Origin of the sequence: Devosia sp. YIM 151766, assembly GCF_030285925.1 — a bacterium.
Classification (GTDB): domain Bacteria; phylum Pseudomonadota; class Alphaproteobacteria; order Rhizobiales; family Devosiaceae; genus Devosia.
On sequence record NZ_CP127251.1, the window covers coordinates 302,742 to 318,861 of the forward strand.

Here is a 16,120-nt window from a genome sequence, read left to right on the forward strand (position 1 = left end):
CGGAAACCGAGGTCCCCGCTTTCGCGGGGATGACACTGAGATAAACCAGGCATGCACACCGCTTTTTCCATCGGCGCCGACGCGATTGCCTATGGCATGGTGCTGTTCGTCATTTCCGTCGGCCTGTCGATGACGATGGGGCTGATGAAAGTCGTCAATCTGGCCCATGGCGCCTTCGCCATGATCGGCGGCTACATCGCGTCCTACGTCACCCAGCAATTGGGCCTGCATTTCGGTATCGCCGTCCTGGCCGCCGTCGCCGGCACGGTGCTGATCGCCATTCCGGTGGAACGGCTGCTTTACCGCCGCATCTACGGCGCGCCGGAACTGACCCAGGTGCTGATGACCATCGGCATCACCTTCGCCATTATCGGCATTGCCAATTTCCTCATGGGCCCGACCCTCAAGACCATCGCCCTGCCGCCGGAATTGCAGGGCCCCGTCAATATCGGCTTCCGCACCATCGCTGCCCATAAGCTGTTTGCCGCGGCCACGGGCGTCGTCGTCGCCGGGGGCTTGTGGTTCGTCGTCGAACGGACGTCGTTCGGCATCCGCCTGCGCGCTTCGGTGGACGACGCCGCCATGGCCGGCGCCCTGGGCGTGCGCACCAAGCTGGTCTATGCGGTGAGCTTCGCGGTCGCCGTGGGGCTGGCAGCTCTAGGCGGCGTGGTCGGGGCGCAATTGCTGCCCATCGAACCCTATTACGCCCTGCGCTATATGGTGACCTTCCTGGTCGTCGTCTCGGTGGGCGGCGCCGGATCGATCCCCGGCGCGCTCATCGCCTGCCTGCTGCTGGGCGCCGTGGAGACCACCGGCCGCTATCTCATGCCGGAATTCGGCGAATTCTTCTTCTATCTTGCGGTGATCGCCGTGGTCTGCATCTTTCCGCGCGGCCTTTTGGGACGTGCCAAATGACCGACATCCCCACCAATCTGCCGGCGGCAAGCCGGGCCGGGCTCTGGCAGCGCAGCGCCAAAGCCGACTTCATCGCCGTGCTGGTCATCGCGGCCGTCGCCGTGGTGCTGTTCCTGCTCTTTCCGCAAAGCCTGGCGCTGCTGACGCGCATCGTCGCCATCATGCTGCTGGTCCTGTCGCTGGATCTGGTGACCGGCTATTCCGGCATCGCCACGCTCGGCCACGCCACCGTGTTCGGCGCTGGCGCCTATGCCGCGGGCATTCTGGCGGCCAAGTTCGGCGTCACCGATCCCCTGCTCATGCTGGCGATCGGCGCCGTGGCCGGGGCCGTGGCGGGAGCTTTGTCGAGCCTCGTCATCCTGCGCGGCCACGGCCTCAGCCAATTGGTCCTGTCCATCGCCGTCGTGCAATTGGCCCATGAGGCCGCCAACAAGTTCTCCAACTGGACCGGCGGCAGCGACGGTCTGTCCGGCATCATGCCCAGCCCGCTTTTCGGCCTGTTCCGCTTCGATCTGTGGGGCCGCACCGGCTATTGGCTGGCGGTGGCGCTGCTGATCGCGGTGTTCATCGTGCTGCGCATCGTGGTCCGCTCGCCCTTCGGCATGTTGTGCCGGGGCATCAAGCAGGACCCGGTGCGGGTGCGGGCCCTGGGAGCACCGGTCTATTTCAGCCTGGTGCAGATGTATGCCATTGCCGGCGCCGTTGCCGGCCTGGGCGGGGCGCTTTCGGCTATTTCCACCAAGGTGGTGGGGCTTGACAGCCTCTCCTTCAACCTCTCCGCCGAAGCCCTGGTCATGCTGGTGCTCGGCGGCACCGGCAAATTGCTGGGCGCCATGGTGGGCACGCTGGCCTTTGTCTGGTTCGAGGACCGCGTCTCGGCCATCAATCCGTTCCACTGGCTGACCATTGTCGGCGCGCTGCTGGTCGCGGTGGTCCTGTTCGCCCCCAAGGGCCTGACCGGCGCCGCCGAAGCGCTGTGGCACCGTCTGCGGGGCGCCAAGCCATGAGCCTGCTCAGCGTCAGGAACCTGAACAAGCATTTCGGCGGCCTCAACGTCACCGATAATGTCTCGCTCGACCTCGATCCCGGCAACCGCGTGGCCCTGATCGGTCCCAATGGCGCCGGCAAGACCACTTTCGTCAATCTGGTGACCGGCCATATCAAGCCCGATGGCGGCCAGATCCTGCTTGCCGGCGAGGATATCACCACGCTGACGCCGTCGCGGCGCGTCGCCGCCGGGCTGGTGCGCAGCTTCCAGGTGACGCGGCTGTTTTCCGAAATGACGCCGCACGAACATGTGGGGCTGGCCATTCTGCAACGCAACGGCATGAGCCGGCACATCCTCGCCGATTATCGCGGCGTGCCGGAGCTGGTCGGGGAGATCGAGGCCATTCTGGCCCTGCTCAATCTCGATCATATCGCCCAGGTGCCGGTCAGCGACATCGCCTATGGCCAGCAGCGTCTCCTCGAAATCGCCCTGGTCATGGCGCTGCGCCCCAAAGTGCTGCTGCTGGACGAGCCCGCCGCCGGCGTGCCCGGCAGCGACACGATGCTGATCGAGAAGGCGCTGGCGCAATTGCCGCCCGATCTGGCCGTGCTGATGATCGAACACGATATGGATTTCGTCTTCCGTTTCGCCCAGCGGGTGATCGTGCTCGCCGCCGGCGCGGTGATCTTCGACGGCACGCCGGACGAAGTCGCCGCCGATCCGCGCGTGCGCGAAGCCTATCTGGGGAGCTATGCCGATGACCGCAGCATCGCTTGACGTCGCCGGGCTGAGCGCCGGCTATGGGCCCACCCGCATTCTGGAGGATGTGAGTTTTTCCGTGCCCGCCGGCGGCCGGCTGGCAGTGCTTGGCCGCAACGGCATGGGCAAGACCACGCTCTTCGCCACCCTGGCGGGGCAGACCCGCCACCATGGCGGCACGATGCGGCTCGGATCGCGTGAACTGAGCGGTCTCGACGGCTCGGCGCGGGCGCTGGCGGGGCTGGGTTATGTGCCGCAGCACCGGGCGATCTTCAAGACGCTGAGTGTCGAGGAAAACCTCTTTGTCGGCCTCAAGGCCCGGCCGCGTAGCGCCATCGACGAGGCTTATGCCCTGTTCCCGCGCCTCAAGGAGCGACGGCGCAATCTGGGCGGGCAATTGTCCGGCGGCGAACAACAGATGTTGAGCACCGCCCGCACCATTCTGGGCCAGCCCACCCTGCTGTTGCTCGATGAGCCGCTGGAGGGCCTGGCCCCGGTGATCTGCGAGGAATTGATGGCAGCCTTTGCCGAGCTGGCTTCGACCCGCGCCACGACCATCCTGCTGGTCGAGCAGCGCATCAAGGCGGCGCTGGCATTCGCCGAAGACGTCATGATCCTCGAACGCGGCCGGCTCGCCTGGTCCGGAACGCCCGCCGAATTGGAGGCGCAGCCGGACATTGTGGACCGCCTGCTCGGCGTCGGACACTGACGCCGCCAATGGGTCGGGCTGTGACACCTGCGCAACAGGTCGGGAGTTCCCCCGTTTCTTCACATAAACCGGCCACAATTTCCCAGCAAAAGCGGTTGGACTAAGCCGCAGGAGCGCAGCGGAACGGCCATGCCGGCGAAAAAGACGCCGCCTGTTCCGTTAACCGTTCGCTTACCATTGGTTTCCCTTGGGAAGCGAACAGGATAGAAGCGGCAGGAAACACTTCTTTTTCAGGTTTGCCCCCGATGGATTTCCGCATTTCGGCCGATGATCGCGTTGGTGCTCCCGCTGCCCGGCAGAACAAGCCGCAGGCGCGGCCCGCCGCGAAGAGCCAGCGCGTCGAGCCGACTATGGGCCAGTCCATGGCCTTCTCCGTCGATAATGAGCGGCCCGGCGGCGCCGGCGGTGGCGGCAAGCCCCCCAAAGGCAAGGCCAAGCCGCCGCGCCGGGGCAAGGCCGGACCGGCCCGGCCCAAGAAGAAGCGCCGTTCCGGCGGTTTCCTCATGGGTCTGCTCTGGTGGGGCTTTGTCGCCTGCCTCTGGGGCGGGCTCGCCGTTATCGGCATCATCGTCTACTACGGCGCCCAATTGCCGGCCGCCAATACCTGGGCCATCCCCGAGCGCCCGCCCAATATCCGTATTCTCGCCGCCGATGGCAGTCTCATCTCCAATCGCGGCCAGACCGGCGGCGAGGCCGTGACCTTCCACGAATTGCCGCAATATGTGCCGGCGGCCTTCATCGCCTCGGAAGATCGCCGCTTCATGACCCATTTCGGTGTCGACCCCATCGGCCTATTGGCGGTGGCGGTAGAATCGGTGCAGGCGCGCGGGGTCACCCGCGGCGCTTCCACCATCACCCAGCAGGTGGCCAAGAACCTCTTCCTCACCCCCGACCAGACTCTGGGCCGCAAGGTGCAGGAAGCCATTCTCGCGGTCTGGCTGGAGCAGAGTTTCAGCAAGGAAGAGATTCTCGAACTCTATATGAACCGGGTCTTTTTCGGGCAGGGCGCTACCGGTATCGAGGCAGCGGCGCAGACCTATTTCGGCGTCTCGGCCCGCAATCTCTCGCTGGGCCAGGCGGCCATGCTGGTCGGCATTCTGCCCGCGCCCTCGGTCTATAATCCCAAGACCAATCCCGAACGGGCCCGCGAGCGCCAGCGCCTGGTGCTCAGCCTCATGGCCCAGGAAGGCTATATCACCCGGGAAGAGGCCGATGCGGCGCGCATCGATCCCAGCCAGACGGTGCGCACCGTGGTGGCCGGCTCCGAATCCTATGTCGCCGACTGGGTCGAAAGCCTGATGACCGCCTATCTGGGCGAGATCGAAAGCGATGTCGTGGTGCAGACCACCATCGACTACCGCATGCAGCGCGACGCCGAATTCATCGTCAAGGAAGCCGTCGCCAATGAAGGCCCCAATCGCGGCTTCACCCAGGGCGCGCTGGTGGCCATGGATGTCGACGGCAAGGTGCGCGCCATGGTGGGCGGCGTCGATTATCAGGCGAGCCAATATAACCGGGCCGTCACCGCCAAGCGTCAGCCTGGCTCCGCCTTCAAGCCCTTCGTCTATATGGCCGCCATGGAAAAAGGCTATACGCCCGATACTTTGGCCGAGGATGCCCAGTTCGAATATAATGGCTGGAGCCCCCGTAATGCCTCGGGCAATTATGCCGGCACGGTGACGCTGCGGCAGGGCCTGGCCTATTCGCTCAATACCATTGCCGGGCGCCTCGCCATCGACGTCACGCCCGAAAAAATAATCGAGGTGGCCATGCGCATGGGCATTTCCTCCAACCTCACCCCGGTTCCCTCTATCGGCCTGGGCACCCAGGAAGTGAATCTGCTCGAGCTGACCAGCGCCTATGCGCCCTTCGCCAATGGCGGCTATGGCGTCATTTCCAACGTCATCACCAGGATCGCCGATGCCGAAGGCAAGGTGCTTTACGAAGCCTCCGATGCCGGTCCGGGCCGGGTGGTCGACCCCACCGTGCTGGCCGAGATGAACGACATGCTGGCAACGGCGGTGGAAGTGGGCACGGGTCGCGGCGCCAATCTGGGCGGCTGGGATTTCGGCGGCAAGACCGGTACGTCCCAGGAATCGCGCGACGCGGTCTTTGTGGGCTATACCTCGGCCATGGTCACCGGCGTCTGGCTGGGCAATGACGACAATAAGGGCACGCGACTCTCGGGTGGCAATGTGCCGGCCTCGATCTGGTCGCAATTCATGACCAAGGCGCATGCCGGCCGTTCCCCGCAGCCTATTCCCGGCGGCTCCTATGCCGGCCAGATCATCGCCCAGCAATTGATCGATCCCAATACCGGCATGCCGATGATCGATCCGGCCACCGGCCAGCCGCAGGTGCAATATGTCGATGGTGGCAGCGGTCAGCCGGTGCAGACCGTGACCGACCCGGCCACTGGCCAGATCTACGCCATCGATCCGGCCACCGGCCAGCCCATGCAGGGCCTGCAGCCATTGCAGGGCCAAGCGGCCAATCCGCCGATCCAGACTGGCACGATGACTGATCCCGCGACCGGGCTGCCGCTGGACAATGGTGCGGATACGACCTGGAGCCAGTTCGACCAGGACGTGCAATATGACGGCTTCGGCCAGGCCATCGATCCGGTAACCGGCTATCCGTTGCAGGAGCAGAACAATGGCTTCAACAACGCGCCGATCGATCCCGATACCGGCCTGCCCATGCTATTGGTCGTCGATCCGGCGACCGGCGAACAGGTCTGGGTGCCCAGCGCGCCGGCCACGCAGAACCAGCAGCAGGTCTATAGTGAGCCCAGCCCGTTTGCGCCGCCCGCCGATATGGGCCAGCAGCCAGTCTATCAGCAGCAGAATTCCCAGCGCACCCTGATGGACCTGATCTTCGGCAATTGATGCAATAAAAAAGGCCCCGGTTTCCCGGGGCCTTTTTTTTGTCTCTCGTGCTGGAGCCGGACCCTACAGCACCACGATCGGCGCGCCGTTGGGAACCCGGTCGTGCAGGTCCATCACGTCCTGGAACAGGAGACGCACGCAGCCGCTGGAGACCGCCTGGCCGATGGTGACGACGTCCATGGTGCCATGGATGCGATAGAGCGTGTCGCGATTGCCCTGATGGATATAAAGCGCCCGGGCGCCCAGGGCGTTGAGCAGGCCCGGCGGCTGGCCATGGCGGTACATTTCCAGTTCCGGCTGCCGCTCGATCATCTCCGAAGGCGGGGTCCAGACCGGCCATTTGCGCTTATAGGCGATATGGCCCTTGCCGCTCCATTCGAAGCCGGCGCGGCCCAGGCCCACGCCATAGCGCATGGCGCGGTCGTTGGGCATGGTGAAATAGAGAAAGTAATTGGCGGTATCGACGACGACCGAGCCTGCCGGCTGGCCGGTGACATTGTCCACTTCCTGCCGCCAATAGACCGGATTGAGCATGGAAACATCGGCGGCGGGCACCGGATATTCCTCTTCGGGCCGGGCGCCGTACATGGCCATGACATCGGCGGGAACGGTCGGCCGGATGGGTTCGGCGGGGACGGTGGTGCGGGTGCTGCCGGTCGTGGTGCAGCCGGCAAGGGCGAGGGCGCCGAAACTGGCCAGGCCAGCCAATACGGCACGGCGCGACGGGGTCGCGTCCAGAATGATCGACATGAAAAAATCCTTGGCCCCGAAGGGCTTTAAGCGAAAGAGAAGGGTAGGGTTTCGCTCAGGCCGGCTTGGGCGGGCGTAGCGGTATCTGCCCGGCCCATAGCGGCTCCGCTGCGCCGAGAACGGTCACGGGATGGTCGCAATCCGGCCCTGCCGGCAATTGCGGCGCCCTGACCGGAATGGCATGATGCGGCCCGCAGGGCATGACGATGCCCGAGCCCAGATCGATCTCGCCGCGCTGAACCTGCACGAAAACCGGGATCGACACATTATTCTGGTCGACATGGTTGAGCACCACGATCGGCATGCTGAAATAACGATGCGCATGCGCGGTCGTCGTCCCGGCCAGGGACGCGAAGGCAAAGATGATGGCGATAAGGGCCACGAAACGCTGCATGTGATCCTGATAGGCGGCAGATTGCGGCAGCATCGGGGCAGGACGGGCTTCAGGGCGCTTCGCCGGGCGCCCGCCATGCCATTAACCCGCGACCGTGTGCTTTTAGCCACGCCCGTCCCCGCTCCATCTCCGGCAGGGTGCGGACGACCGTGCGCCAGAAGGCCGGCGAATGGTTCATCTCCACCAGATGCGCCACTTCGTGGGCGGCGACATAATCGAGCACGAAGGGCGGCGCCAGGATCAGCCGCCAATTGTAATTGATATTGCCGCTGGACGAGCAGGAGCCCCAGCGGCTCGACTGGCTGCGCAGGCGCACCTGCTTCACCTCAACCCCCAGCCGGCCGGCATGAACCTGGCTCCGCGCCACGAGATCGGCCAGCGCCTCGGCCTTGAGCCAGTCATAAAGCCGGCGCGGCTGGTGTTCCGGATCGCCCGGCACCCGGAGCAGGGGGCCTTCGCCATCCTCGGCCATCTCGACCCGCCCCCGCAGCGTGCCCGCGGCAATGATCCGGTGCGGCACGCCCCGCAGCGGGATCGTCACGCCCGCTTGCAGCATTTGCGCCGGCGCCGTTCGCGGCAATCGCGCCGCCAGCCAATGGCGATGGCGATAGAGAAACGCCTCGGCATCGGCCCAGCGCGCCTGCTCCGGCAGGGTCAGCAGCGGCCCGCTCGCCGGCAGGGACAGGCGGAAATTGCGCGCCCGCTTGCTGGTCCTGACCGCGATGGCGGTCATCACCCCATCGAGCTCGACATGGGTGATCGGGGGCGGCGCGGTGCGTTGGCGCAGGAAGGAGAACATGGGCGGAGCATCGGGAATCACTGCAAGCCAGTCTAGCCCGGCCGCGGGCGGGCGGTCATAAAAATGGCGCCCCTTGCGGGGCGCCGAGTAGCCGTTGGAGAATAACCGGCTTCAGGAGGTAGGGAAGTCGGAGGCATAACGGCCTAACCGTTATTCGGGTTGCCCCAATTGTTCTGGTTGTTCTCGCCATAACCCTGGCGGGCGCCGCGATGCTCGCTCATGAAGCGGTCGAACTCCTCGCGGTCCTTGGCCTTGCGCAGATTGGCCATATATTCGTGGAAGGCGTCGATCTCGGCGTCGAGACGGGCGCGTTCCTCTTCGAGGCGGCGAAGCTGCTCGGAGCGATATTCGTCGAAAGCGGCATTGCCCGACGATCCGTGTTCGCTGCGGCCGAAGCCGCGATGCATGTTATTGCCGCGCATATAGCTCATTCCCTTATTCCAATAACCTTGGGCCTTTTCGGCGGAGCCGCCGAATTTTTCGCCCCACAGGATATAGCCGAGCACGGCCAGGCCCAGCGGCCAGAACAGGATGAAGCCCAGCACCATGAGGGCGATGGTCAACGGGGACCATTGTGGTTTGATGATTGCAGTGTTCATGTCGTTTCGTCTCCCAGTCATGATATTCGTTAGGTGGTCCCGATGGAGGCAGGATCAAGAATGTGCCCGTGTTTTTTTTATCTTGAAATTGCCCATCTCCTTCCTATACGGACCGATTTCAGGGCATATCGCCGCGAAAAATCGTATCCGGGCGTCCATCCGATGCGCTAAGACAGGTTCATGAACGGTCTGGCTCCCACCTCGCCTCTGCCGCCCGCAGGCTGGCGCCCGCTGCGCCTGCAGACGCTGCTGCTGCTGCGCTGGCTGGCCGTGGCCGGACAGATCACCGGCGTACTCTTCGTCTATCTGGGGCTAGGGTTCCCGCTGCCGCTCTGGGAATGCATGGGGCTCATCGCCTTGTCGGCGGCGCTCAATATCGGGCTGGTCTGGCGCTATGGTACCAATCTGCGGCTCTCCTCGCCGGTGGCGGCGCTGCAACTGACTTTCGACCTCTGCCAGCTCGGCGGTCTGCTGGCGCTGACCGGCGGTCTGCAAAATCCGTTCTCGCTGCTGCTTCTGGCGCCCGTTTCGGTCTCCGCCAGCACCCTGCCGCAGCGTCAGGCCTATCTCGTCGCCTTCCTCGCCTGCCTCATCGCCTCGCTGATCTCGGTGCTGCACCTGCCCCTGCCTTGGGACCCGACCGCGCCGCTGGCCTTCAACCGCATCTATGTCATCGGCATCTGGGTCTCGATCATTTGCGGCGTGGTCTTCATTTCCACCTATACCAATCGCGTCGCCCACGATTCCCGCCAGATCGCCGATGCCCTGGCGGCGACCGAACTGGCCCTGTCCCGCCGCGAACAGCTCTCGGCGCTCGATGGCCTCGCCGCCGCCGCCGCGCATGAACTGGGCACGCCTTTATCCACCATCGCCCTGGCCGCCAAGGAGATGCGCGCCGAGGTGGAGGAGGGCGGTCCACTGGCCGAGGACGTGGAACTGATCATCGAGCAATCGGCCCGCTGCCGCGCCATCCTCGCCAAGCTGCGCAATCTGGGCAATGAGCCGGCCGATCTGTTCGCCGAAGCGCCTCTGACCGATATTCTGGACGAGGTCGCCCGCCCCCATGAGGGCCGCGGCAAGGCCATCCTATTCTATTCGGAGCAGGCTGCCGGTCCCGCGCCGGTCTTTCCGCGCTCGGTGGGCCTGCTCTATGGCCTGGGCAATCTCATCGAGAACGCCACCGATTTCGCCAAACAGAGCGTGCGCATCGACAGCGCCTGGGACCAGGCTGCCATCACCGTCTCGATCACCGACGATGGAAGGGGTTTCGCGCCCGAGCTGATCGCCCGGCTGGGCGAGCCCTATCTGACCAGCCGCCCCCGCGATCCGGCCGGCAGCGAGGCGCATCAGCCGGGGGGGCTGGGTCTGGGCATCTTCATTGCCAAGACCCTGCTGGAGCGGACCGGGGCGAAACTGCGTTTCGACAATGCCGATCCCGCCGGCCATGCGCGGGTGACCATCACCTGGCAGCGCAACGATCTCAACCAACGGCCCGGCGCCTGAATTTTTGACGGACCGGCAGCAAGCGATTATGGAAAAGCCATGAACACGATCGAAGATCTCCTGGCCGCCGACCCCAGCCTCCTGCTGGTCGATGACGACGTCGCCTTTCTCGGCCGCCTCGAACGCGCCATGGCGCGCCGTGGCTTCGAAGTCCGCATTGCCGGCACCGTGGCCGCCGGCCTCGCCGCCGTGGCCGAACGGCCGCCGGCCTATGCCGTGGTGGACCTGCGCCTCGAAGACGGCAACGGGCTCGATGTCGTCTCCGCCCTGCACCAGAAGCGTCCCGACGCCCGCGCCGTGGTGCTGACCGGTTATGGCAATATCGCCACCGCCGTCACCGCGGTGAAGCTGGGGGCGATGGATTACCTCTCCAAGCCCGCCGATGCCGACGACGTCATCAACGCCCTGCTCGCTACCGGCGAGGACAAGCCCGAGCCGCCCGAAAATCCCATGTCGGCCGATCGGGTGCGCTGGGAGCATATCCAGCGCGTCTATGAGCTATGCGACCGCAATGTCTCGGAAACCGCGCGCCGCCTCAACATGCACCGCCGCACCCTGCAACGCATATTGGCCAAGCGCGCCCCACGCTGAGGGCCGGGCGGGATGTCGATGCAGGCCAGCAGCATTCAGCCTTACCTGGTCGCCAACGACGTGGACGCCAGCCTCGCCTTCTATACGGCGCTCGGCTTCGAGATTGTGAGGAACGAAACCTTTCCCTACCGGTTCGCCGAAGTCAGGGACAAGGATCTGCTGCTGCTCATGTCCAGCCTCGCCCAGTTTGGCGGCAAGAAGGCATTCGGCGCCTTCATCGTGACGATTCCCGATCTGGCGGAGCGCTATGCATTCTTCACGGATAATCTCCGCCATGCCTGGGGCGGGATACCCTTGCGGGGTCTGCCCCGCATCACCCGGCTATCCAAAGATGGCGGGCAGTTTCGGGTGTTCGATCCGGCCGGCAATATGCTGGTCTACATGGATCGGAATTATGCTCCGCCGCCCTATGCCGAACCGTCGAACGCCATAGATGCAGCCCTGGCCAACGCCTGGTTCAATCGCGACATCTATGCAAACGACGCCGTCGCCGCCAAGATACTGGACCGGGCTATCGCGCTTGTAGCGGCCGATGCCGACCCAATTGGGCGCGCCCGGCTGATCGGCGCGCGGGCGGAAATTGCCGTGGCCATGGGGGAGGCGGACTTTCTCGACCGCTATGAGAAAGAGCTGACAGAGCTGTCATCTTCGGTGCCGGGCGAATATCGGCACGAATTGCTCAGCTATAAGCGTCTTGCCCAATGGATGGTGGCGGCACGGTCATAAGACGCTAAGCCGCCACCCGGCTTGTGCCGGTCAGACCGTCGCTCCACCGTCGATAACCAGGGACGAGCCGGTCATGAAGGCGCTTTCATCCGCGGCCAGGTAGGCGGCCAGCGCCGCGATTTCGGAGGCGACCCCGAGACGGCCCATGGGCTGGCGCGCGATAAAGGCTTTGCGCGTTGCTGCGGGATCGGGCGTCGCATTGATCCGCTCGCCCAGCGATGGCGTATCGATGGTGCCGGGGCAGATCGCGTTGAAGCGGACCCCTTGGCCGACGTGATCCGCCGCCAGGGCCTTGGTCAGGCCGATCAGCGCCGCTTTGGAGGCGCCATAGGCCACCCGGTTGGGGAAGCCGCCAACCGATGAAGCCGCCGAGGCAATGGTGATGACGCTGCCCTGGCCGCGCTCCAGCATGCCGGGCAGCACCGCACTGATGGCGTGATAGGCGGAATCGACATTGACCTGGAACGAGCGCCGCCATTGTTGGTAATCGGTCTCCGCCAGAGTGCCGTGATGCACCCAGCCGATACAATTGACCAGGATGTCGAACTGCTTGTCCCCCAGCGCCAATTGCAATGCCTGCGCATCGGTGCCGTCAACTGCCGCCGTGCGGATGGCGTCACCTGTGAGATTTTGCAACGCAGCCGCATTGAGGTCGGTCGCCAGGACCTCGGCGCCCTCGGCGGCCAACCGCTCGGCAATGGCCCGCCCGATCCCCTGCGCCCCCGCTGTTACCAGGGCCCGCTTGCCCTTCAGCCGTCCACTGACAATTACCGGGTTCATCGCTTTACCTCCAGACCGGGCGCCAGGCTCCTGGCCAGCGCAACCAATTGCTCCAGCACCGCATCGCTGATGCGCTGGCCCTTCTCGGCCGACGCATGGGAAGGATCGCCAACCACGCCGCTGCCGCCCGAAATTTGCTTCATCGAACGATAGGTGCTGCCGCCGGCTCCGCGCAACATATCGCCTTCGGCCCAATCATAGGTGTGGACATAATGGGTGCCGGAAGGCACCGGAGCGCGCACCTTTTCCGGCGCGATCAGCTGGATCAGCGAAGTCTCGAATTCACAGGCATGGCCGACGCCGAACGGCCCGGATTCGGAAATCTCGCCGAGAGCCTTGCGCGCCAGCGTCCACCATGTCGCCAGGGCGATGGTGGCGTCTGGATTATTGGCGCCGAACTGTTCCACGAGCACCTGGCCGATGGCCTGATTGCCGCCATGGCTATTGACCACGACAATGCGCTTGAACCCGGCATCGACCACGGTTTGCAGCAATTCCGACACATAGGCCAGGAAAGTCACATGGGTGACGCTCAGCGTGCCGGTGAAATCCAGATGATGGCGCGAGCAGCACACTTTGACCTGCGGCAGCACCAGCACCTGGCTGTTCAGCGCCGCATCCAGCCGATCGAGCAGATGATTGCCGATCAGCGCATCGGTGGCGAGCGGCAAATGCGGCCCGTGCTGCTCGATCGCGGCGATATTGAGGAACACCGGGATGGTGCGGTCCAGGGCGTCGATCTCGACGGTGGTCAGGTCTTCCCACTTCATTTCTTTGCGGCCCACATTTCGATTTCAATACGGAAGTCTTCGAGCAAGCCGGCCTGCACCGTGGTACGCACCGGCAGCGGCGCCGGCATGATCTCGCGATAGATGGCGTTGAATGCCGGCCAATCGGCCAGGTCGGTGACGTAGCAATTGACCTTGAACACGTCGGCCAGGGTGCAGCCGGCCGCAGCGAGCTGGGCGGCGCAATTGGCCAGCGTCGCCCGCGCCTGCCCGGCAAAATCGGTCTCGATCAGCTTGCCGTCGCGACCCACGCCGACCTGGCCCGAAATCACCACCAATTTCGATGGCGTGACTTCCAGAACCGGTGAATAGGGCCCCGCCGTGTCGTGCTGGCTCGATTCCGGCGCCCGAATGGCCGGCGCCGCCGCCTGCACGGCCGACCCCATCGGATTGGGCAGATAGCCGAGAAAGCCACCAATCTTCCACACCCCGTCGACGCGGCGGCAGATATAGATCGTCTGCCAGTTCAGCGCGTCAAACGTTCCGTCGCTCAGGGCGATCATGCCGTCGAACTTCTTATGCGCGATCGCCAGGTCGCCCTTGATGTCGATATCGCGCAGAATGGTGCAGCGAAACGTCGCCATACGGCGATCTTCAGCATAATTTGCCGCCGCTCCGGCCCGCGCCGCCGCCAGCCAGCTCTCCGCATAGACGTCAAGCCCCGGATAAAGCGGGCGCCAGCTATCCGGATTGCTGCTTCTAAGCCCGTCGATGCCGAAGAACAGCGACGCGTCGAAATCCAGCGCATGCCGGTCCCAATCGAGATCGAGATAGGCCTCGATGTCGCGCCGGACCAGCATTTCCCAGATGGCGTGGCGGTCGGCATCCTGTGCTGGAAAGGGGTTGATATCGTAGGACATTGCTCAGCCTTTCAGCGCGAAGACATTTTCGGAGGTCTTGAAACGGGAAATGGTGGCTGGCGATGGCGTCACGCCCAATCCCGGGCCCTCGGGCACCTTCACGAAGGGCGGCTCGAAACAGAGCGGGGTTTCCAGCAGGTCGTGCGAGCGGATCAGCCGGCCGAAAATGTCGGACGGCCAGGTGCAGCTCTTCGCCGCCGCCGCCTGATGCACATACATCGCCTCCAGAATGCCGAGATCGACTTCCGAACCGTGCCAGCACGGCAGGTTGGCAGTGCTCGAAATAGCATCGAGCTCCTTGAACTTGGCCAGGCCGCAATTGAAATTGAAGCCATCGACCGCGCCATGGGCCAGGGCGTTGATGGCGTCATAGGAGCGCTGACCCTGATAGACATAGGGCAGCGAGACATGCAGCACGACCGGGGTGGCGGTGAATGTGCGCAGGCGCGCATAATCCTGCAGCATCCAGCGCGGGATCGGGTCCTCGATCAGCAGCAGATTGCCGATGGCGTCAAGCGCCTGCAGCCGGCGCCGCGCCTCGCCGGCATTTTCCCAGCGCTGGTTGGGATCGAGGATCACCCACATGCCCGGCGCATGCTCGCGGATGGTGCGGCACCAGCCGACCACGTCATCGTCCAGTCCGGCCTTGAGCTTGATACAGTCAAAACCTTGATCCTGGAACGATTTGGCCAGCGGTCCCATTTCGTCCAGCTCGCGCCAGCTGCTCCAGGCCCCGACCTTGACCTTGTCGCGCACCGCGCCGCCGAGCAGGCGATGCAAGGGCACTTGCAGCGATTTGGCGGCGGCATCCCAGATGGCGCATTCGAAGCCGTCATATTCGCGCGACAGCGGAATTGGCAGGTCCTGCAACGGCAAATCATCGATCGACCGGCCCAGCAGGTTTTCCGCCACGGCACTGACGGTGGCCCAATTGTGGTCGCGGTAAAATTCGCCCCAGCCCACGGTCCCGTCGGCCAGGCGCAATTGCAGGATGAGCTTGGGCAGATCGTCGAACTGCACCGACCACGCCGCCTTGCCGCCGACCGGCAACATGTGCAACGGCTTGTGATGCCCCGGCGTGTTGACCGATCCGGGATTGGCGGGAACGATGACTTCTTCGAAACGCAATTCAACGATGGTCTTTGGTGACTGGCTCATCGGTCGATCCTCACATAACTGACCTTTGATAGGTCCGGTACTCGACCTTTGCAATCGCGAAATTACACAATTGCCAAAACAGCGTAGTTAAATTACTTCTTGACCATGGAGTGAGTGCGGAGATCGAAATGATCGATTGTGTGGTCGTCACCGGCGCGGCCGGCGATGTCGGGCGCGCGCTGGTCGCCCTGTTTCTCGAACGCGGCAAGGCGGTCGTCGGCTGGGATATCGACCCGGCCCGCCTGGCGGAAAACGACGCGCTGTTTCCGGACCGCTATGCCTCGGTCGGCGTCGATATCTGCGATGCCGATGCGGTGCGGGACGCCTATGCGCAGACCTGCAATCCCGGTCGCCATGTCGATGTGCTGATCAACAATGCCGGCGCCGTGACCGCCCCTCGCTTGGCCGAGACCGGCGAGCGCGAATGGACCCGCGACATAGAGATCAATCTCAACGGCGCCTTCCGCTGCCTCAAGGCGGTGCAGCCGGCCATGGCCGCCAGGGGCGGCGGCACGGTGATCAATGTCGCCTCGGTCAATGGCGTCGCCATGTACGGCTATCCGGGCTATAGCGCCGCCAAGGCCGGTCTTATCGGGCTGACCAAATTTGCCGCCACCGAATATGGCCCGGCCGGCATTCGCGTCAACGCCATCATGCCGGGCACGGTGCGGACCAAGGCCTGGGACGAGCGGCTGGCCGCCAATCCCGCAATCCTCGACAACGTCAAGAAATATTACTCGTTGCGCGACGTCTGTTCGCCAGTCGATATTGCCGAACTGGCATGGTTCCTCGCCTATGGCCCATCGCGTATGATCACCGGCGCGGTCATTCCGATCGATGGCGGCCTGACGGCCGGTATCGGCCGGGTGGCCGGGGAATTTTGCGGCGTGGAGTTCTGATCATCAACAAGCGA

The 16,120-nt window shown here is 64.4% G+C and carries 17 protein-coding genes; 9 read left to right on the top strand and 8 right to left on the bottom strand.

Features of this window, described 5'->3' with window-relative positions:
• Nucleotides 1-51 precede the first annotated feature (51 nt).
• The 5 genes from O9Z70_RS01440 to O9Z70_RS01460 all read left to right on the top strand — a co-directional run bounded on the left by O9Z70_RS01440 (nucleotide 52) and on the right by O9Z70_RS01460 (nucleotide 6,259).
• Entirely contained in the window at nucleotides 52-915 is an 864-nt protein-coding gene (locus tag O9Z70_RS01440; protein ID WP_286020731.1) for a branched-chain amino acid ABC transporter permease, read from the top strand.
• Nucleotides 912-1,922, top strand: a complete 1,011-nt coding sequence (locus O9Z70_RS01445) for a branched-chain amino acid ABC transporter permease (protein WP_286020732.1) — start codon at nucleotides 912-914, stop codon at nucleotides 1,920-1,922. The genes O9Z70_RS01440 and O9Z70_RS01445 overlap by 4 nt, the downstream gene beginning before the upstream one ends.
• Nucleotides 1,919-2,680: an ABC transporter ATP-binding protein gene (locus tag O9Z70_RS01450; protein ID WP_286020733.1), complete on the top strand. Its 762-nt coding sequence runs from the start codon at nucleotides 1,919-1,921 to the stop codon at nucleotides 2,678-2,680. Before O9Z70_RS01445 ends, O9Z70_RS01450 begins: the two co-directional genes overlap by 4 nt.
• Complete coding sequence (locus O9Z70_RS01455) at nucleotides 2,661-3,371, top strand: ABC transporter ATP-binding protein (protein ID WP_286020734.1); 711 nt, start codon at nucleotides 2,661-2,663, stop codon at nucleotides 3,369-3,371. Before O9Z70_RS01450 ends, O9Z70_RS01455 begins: the two co-directional genes overlap by 20 nt.
• Nucleotides 3,372-3,616: 245 nt before the next feature.
• Nucleotides 3,617-6,259 (top strand): transglycosylase domain-containing protein, encoded by a 2,643-nt coding sequence (locus O9Z70_RS01460; RefSeq protein WP_286020735.1) that lies wholly within the window; start codon nucleotides 3,617-3,619, stop codon nucleotides 6,257-6,259.
• 63 nt (nucleotides 6,260-6,322) lie between these two features.
• On the opposite strand, the gene O9Z70_RS01465 is transcribed toward O9Z70_RS01460, so the two are convergent.
• The 4 genes from O9Z70_RS01465 to O9Z70_RS01480 all read right to left on the bottom strand — a co-directional run bounded on the left by O9Z70_RS01465 (nucleotide 6,323) and on the right by O9Z70_RS01480 (nucleotide 8,801).
• Nucleotides 6,323-7,009: a L,D-transpeptidase gene (locus O9Z70_RS01465; RefSeq protein WP_286020736.1), complete on the bottom strand. Its 687-nt coding sequence runs from the start codon at nucleotides 7,007-7,009 to the stop codon at nucleotides 6,323-6,325.
• Nucleotides 7,010-7,064: 55 nt separating this feature from the next.
• Nucleotides 7,065-7,436, bottom strand: a complete 372-nt coding sequence (locus O9Z70_RS01470) for a hypothetical protein (protein ID WP_286020737.1) — start codon at nucleotides 7,434-7,436, stop codon at nucleotides 7,065-7,067.
• A 16-nt stretch (nucleotides 7,437-7,452) separates the two neighbouring features.
• Nucleotides 7,453-8,223, bottom strand: coding sequence for a M48 family metallopeptidase (locus tag O9Z70_RS01475; protein WP_286020738.1), 771 nt, complete (start codon nucleotides 8,221-8,223; stop codon nucleotides 7,453-7,455).
• A gap of 122 nt (nucleotides 8,224-8,345) precedes the next feature.
• Nucleotides 8,346-8,801: a DUF2852 domain-containing protein gene (locus O9Z70_RS01480; protein WP_286020739.1), complete on the bottom strand. Its 456-nt coding sequence runs from the start codon at nucleotides 8,799-8,801 to the stop codon at nucleotides 8,346-8,348.
• Nucleotides 8,802-8,981: 180 nt separating this feature from the next.
• Between O9Z70_RS01480 and O9Z70_RS01485 the strand changes: the two genes are divergently transcribed.
• Genes O9Z70_RS01485 through O9Z70_RS01495 form a run of 3 tightly spaced genes read left to right on the top strand, consistent with a single transcriptional unit; the run spans nucleotide 8,982 to nucleotide 11,621 of the window.
• Entirely contained in the window at nucleotides 8,982-10,304 is a 1,323-nt protein-coding gene (locus O9Z70_RS01485; protein WP_286020740.1) for an ActS/PrrB/RegB family redox-sensitive histidine kinase, read from the top strand.
• A 39-nt stretch (nucleotides 10,305-10,343) separates the two neighbouring features.
• Nucleotides 10,344-10,895 carry an ActR/PrrA/RegA family redox response regulator transcription factor gene (locus O9Z70_RS01490; RefSeq protein WP_286020741.1) on the top strand — a complete coding sequence of 184 codons (552 nt, stop codon included), beginning with the start codon at nucleotides 10,344-10,346 and terminating at the stop codon, nucleotides 10,893-10,895.
• Between the two features lie 18 nt (nucleotides 10,896-10,913).
• Nucleotides 10,914-11,621, top strand: coding sequence for a DUF8817 family protein (locus O9Z70_RS01495; RefSeq protein WP_286020742.1), 708 nt, complete (start codon nucleotides 10,914-10,916; stop codon nucleotides 11,619-11,621).
• Between the two features lie 30 nt (nucleotides 11,622-11,651).
• Here O9Z70_RS01495 and O9Z70_RS01500 read toward each other — a convergent pair whose 3' ends face one another.
• The 4 genes from O9Z70_RS01500 to O9Z70_RS01520 are packed head-to-tail and all read right to left on the bottom strand — an operon-like array spanning nucleotide 11,652 to nucleotide 15,207.
• Nucleotides 11,652-12,401: an SDR family oxidoreductase gene (locus O9Z70_RS01500; protein WP_286020743.1), complete on the bottom strand. Its 750-nt coding sequence runs from the start codon at nucleotides 12,399-12,401 to the stop codon at nucleotides 11,652-11,654.
• Nucleotides 12,398-13,186 carry a creatininase family protein gene (locus O9Z70_RS01505; protein WP_286020744.1) on the bottom strand — a complete coding sequence of 263 codons (789 nt, stop codon included), beginning with the start codon at nucleotides 13,184-13,186 and terminating at the stop codon, nucleotides 12,398-12,400. The genes O9Z70_RS01500 and O9Z70_RS01505 overlap by 4 nt, the downstream gene beginning before the upstream one ends.
• Nucleotides 13,168-14,049, bottom strand: coding sequence for a RidA family protein (locus O9Z70_RS16240; protein ID WP_353057806.1), 882 nt, complete (start codon nucleotides 14,047-14,049; stop codon nucleotides 13,168-13,170). Before O9Z70_RS16240 ends, O9Z70_RS01505 begins: the two co-directional genes overlap by 19 nt.
• A 3-nt stretch (nucleotides 14,050-14,052) precedes the next feature.
• Nucleotides 14,053-15,207 (bottom strand): mandelate racemase/muconate lactonizing enzyme family protein, encoded by a 1,155-nt coding sequence (locus O9Z70_RS01520; RefSeq protein WP_286020745.1) that lies wholly within the window; start codon nucleotides 15,205-15,207, stop codon nucleotides 14,053-14,055.
• A gap of 128 nt (nucleotides 15,208-15,335) precedes the next feature.
• On the opposite strand from O9Z70_RS01520, the gene O9Z70_RS01525 reads away from it, so the two are divergent.
• Nucleotides 15,336-16,106, top strand: a complete 771-nt coding sequence (locus O9Z70_RS01525; RefSeq protein WP_286020746.1) for an SDR family oxidoreductase — start codon at nucleotides 15,336-15,338, stop codon at nucleotides 16,104-16,106.
• The last annotated feature ends 14 nt before the right edge of the window (nucleotides 16,107-16,120 follow it).

Coding starts and splice junctions, on each gene's coding strand:
- O9Z70_RS01440 (WP_286020731.1), top strand. CDS start 52: ATGCACACCGCTTTTTCCATCGGCGCCGACGCGATTGCCTATGGCATG.
- O9Z70_RS01465 (WP_286020736.1), bottom strand. CDS start 7,009: ATGTCGATCATTCTGGACGCGACCCCGTCGCGCCGTGCCGTATTGGCT.
- O9Z70_RS01470 (WP_286020737.1), bottom strand. CDS start 7,436: ATGCTGCCGCAATCTGCCGCCTATCAGGATCACATGCAGCGTTTCGTG.
- O9Z70_RS01455 (WP_286020734.1), top strand. CDS start 2,661: ATGACCGCAGCATCGCTTGACGTCGCCGGGCTGAGCGCCGGCTATGGG.
- O9Z70_RS01460 (WP_286020735.1), top strand. CDS start 3,617: ATGGATTTCCGCATTTCGGCCGATGATCGCGTTGGTGCTCCCGCTGCC.
- O9Z70_RS01485 (WP_286020740.1), top strand. CDS start 8,982: ATGAACGGTCTGGCTCCCACCTCGCCTCTGCCGCCCGCAGGCTGGCGC.
- O9Z70_RS01445 (WP_286020732.1), top strand. CDS start 912: ATGACCGACATCCCCACCAATCTGCCGGCGGCAAGCCGGGCCGGGCTC.
- O9Z70_RS01500 (WP_286020743.1), bottom strand. CDS start 12,401: ATGAACCCGGTAATTGTCAGTGGACGGCTGAAGGGCAAGCGGGCCCTG.
- O9Z70_RS01520 (WP_286020745.1), bottom strand. CDS start 15,207: ATGAGCCAGTCACCAAAGACCATCGTTGAATTGCGTTTCGAAGAAGTC.
- O9Z70_RS01480 (WP_286020739.1), bottom strand. CDS start 8,801: ATGAACACTGCAATCATCAAACCACAATGGTCCCCGTTGACCATCGCC.
- O9Z70_RS01495 (WP_286020742.1), top strand. CDS start 10,914: ATGCAGGCCAGCAGCATTCAGCCTTACCTGGTCGCCAACGACGTGGAC.
- O9Z70_RS01525 (WP_286020746.1), top strand. CDS start 15,336: ATGATCGATTGTGTGGTCGTCACCGGCGCGGCCGGCGATGTCGGGCGC.
- O9Z70_RS01490 (WP_286020741.1), top strand. CDS start 10,344: ATGAACACGATCGAAGATCTCCTGGCCGCCGACCCCAGCCTCCTGCTG.
- O9Z70_RS16240 (WP_353057806.1), bottom strand. CDS start 14,049: ATGTCCTACGATATCAACCCCTTTCCAGCACAGGATGCCGACCGCCAC.
- O9Z70_RS01450 (WP_286020733.1), top strand. CDS start 1,919: ATGAGCCTGCTCAGCGTCAGGAACCTGAACAAGCATTTCGGCGGCCTC.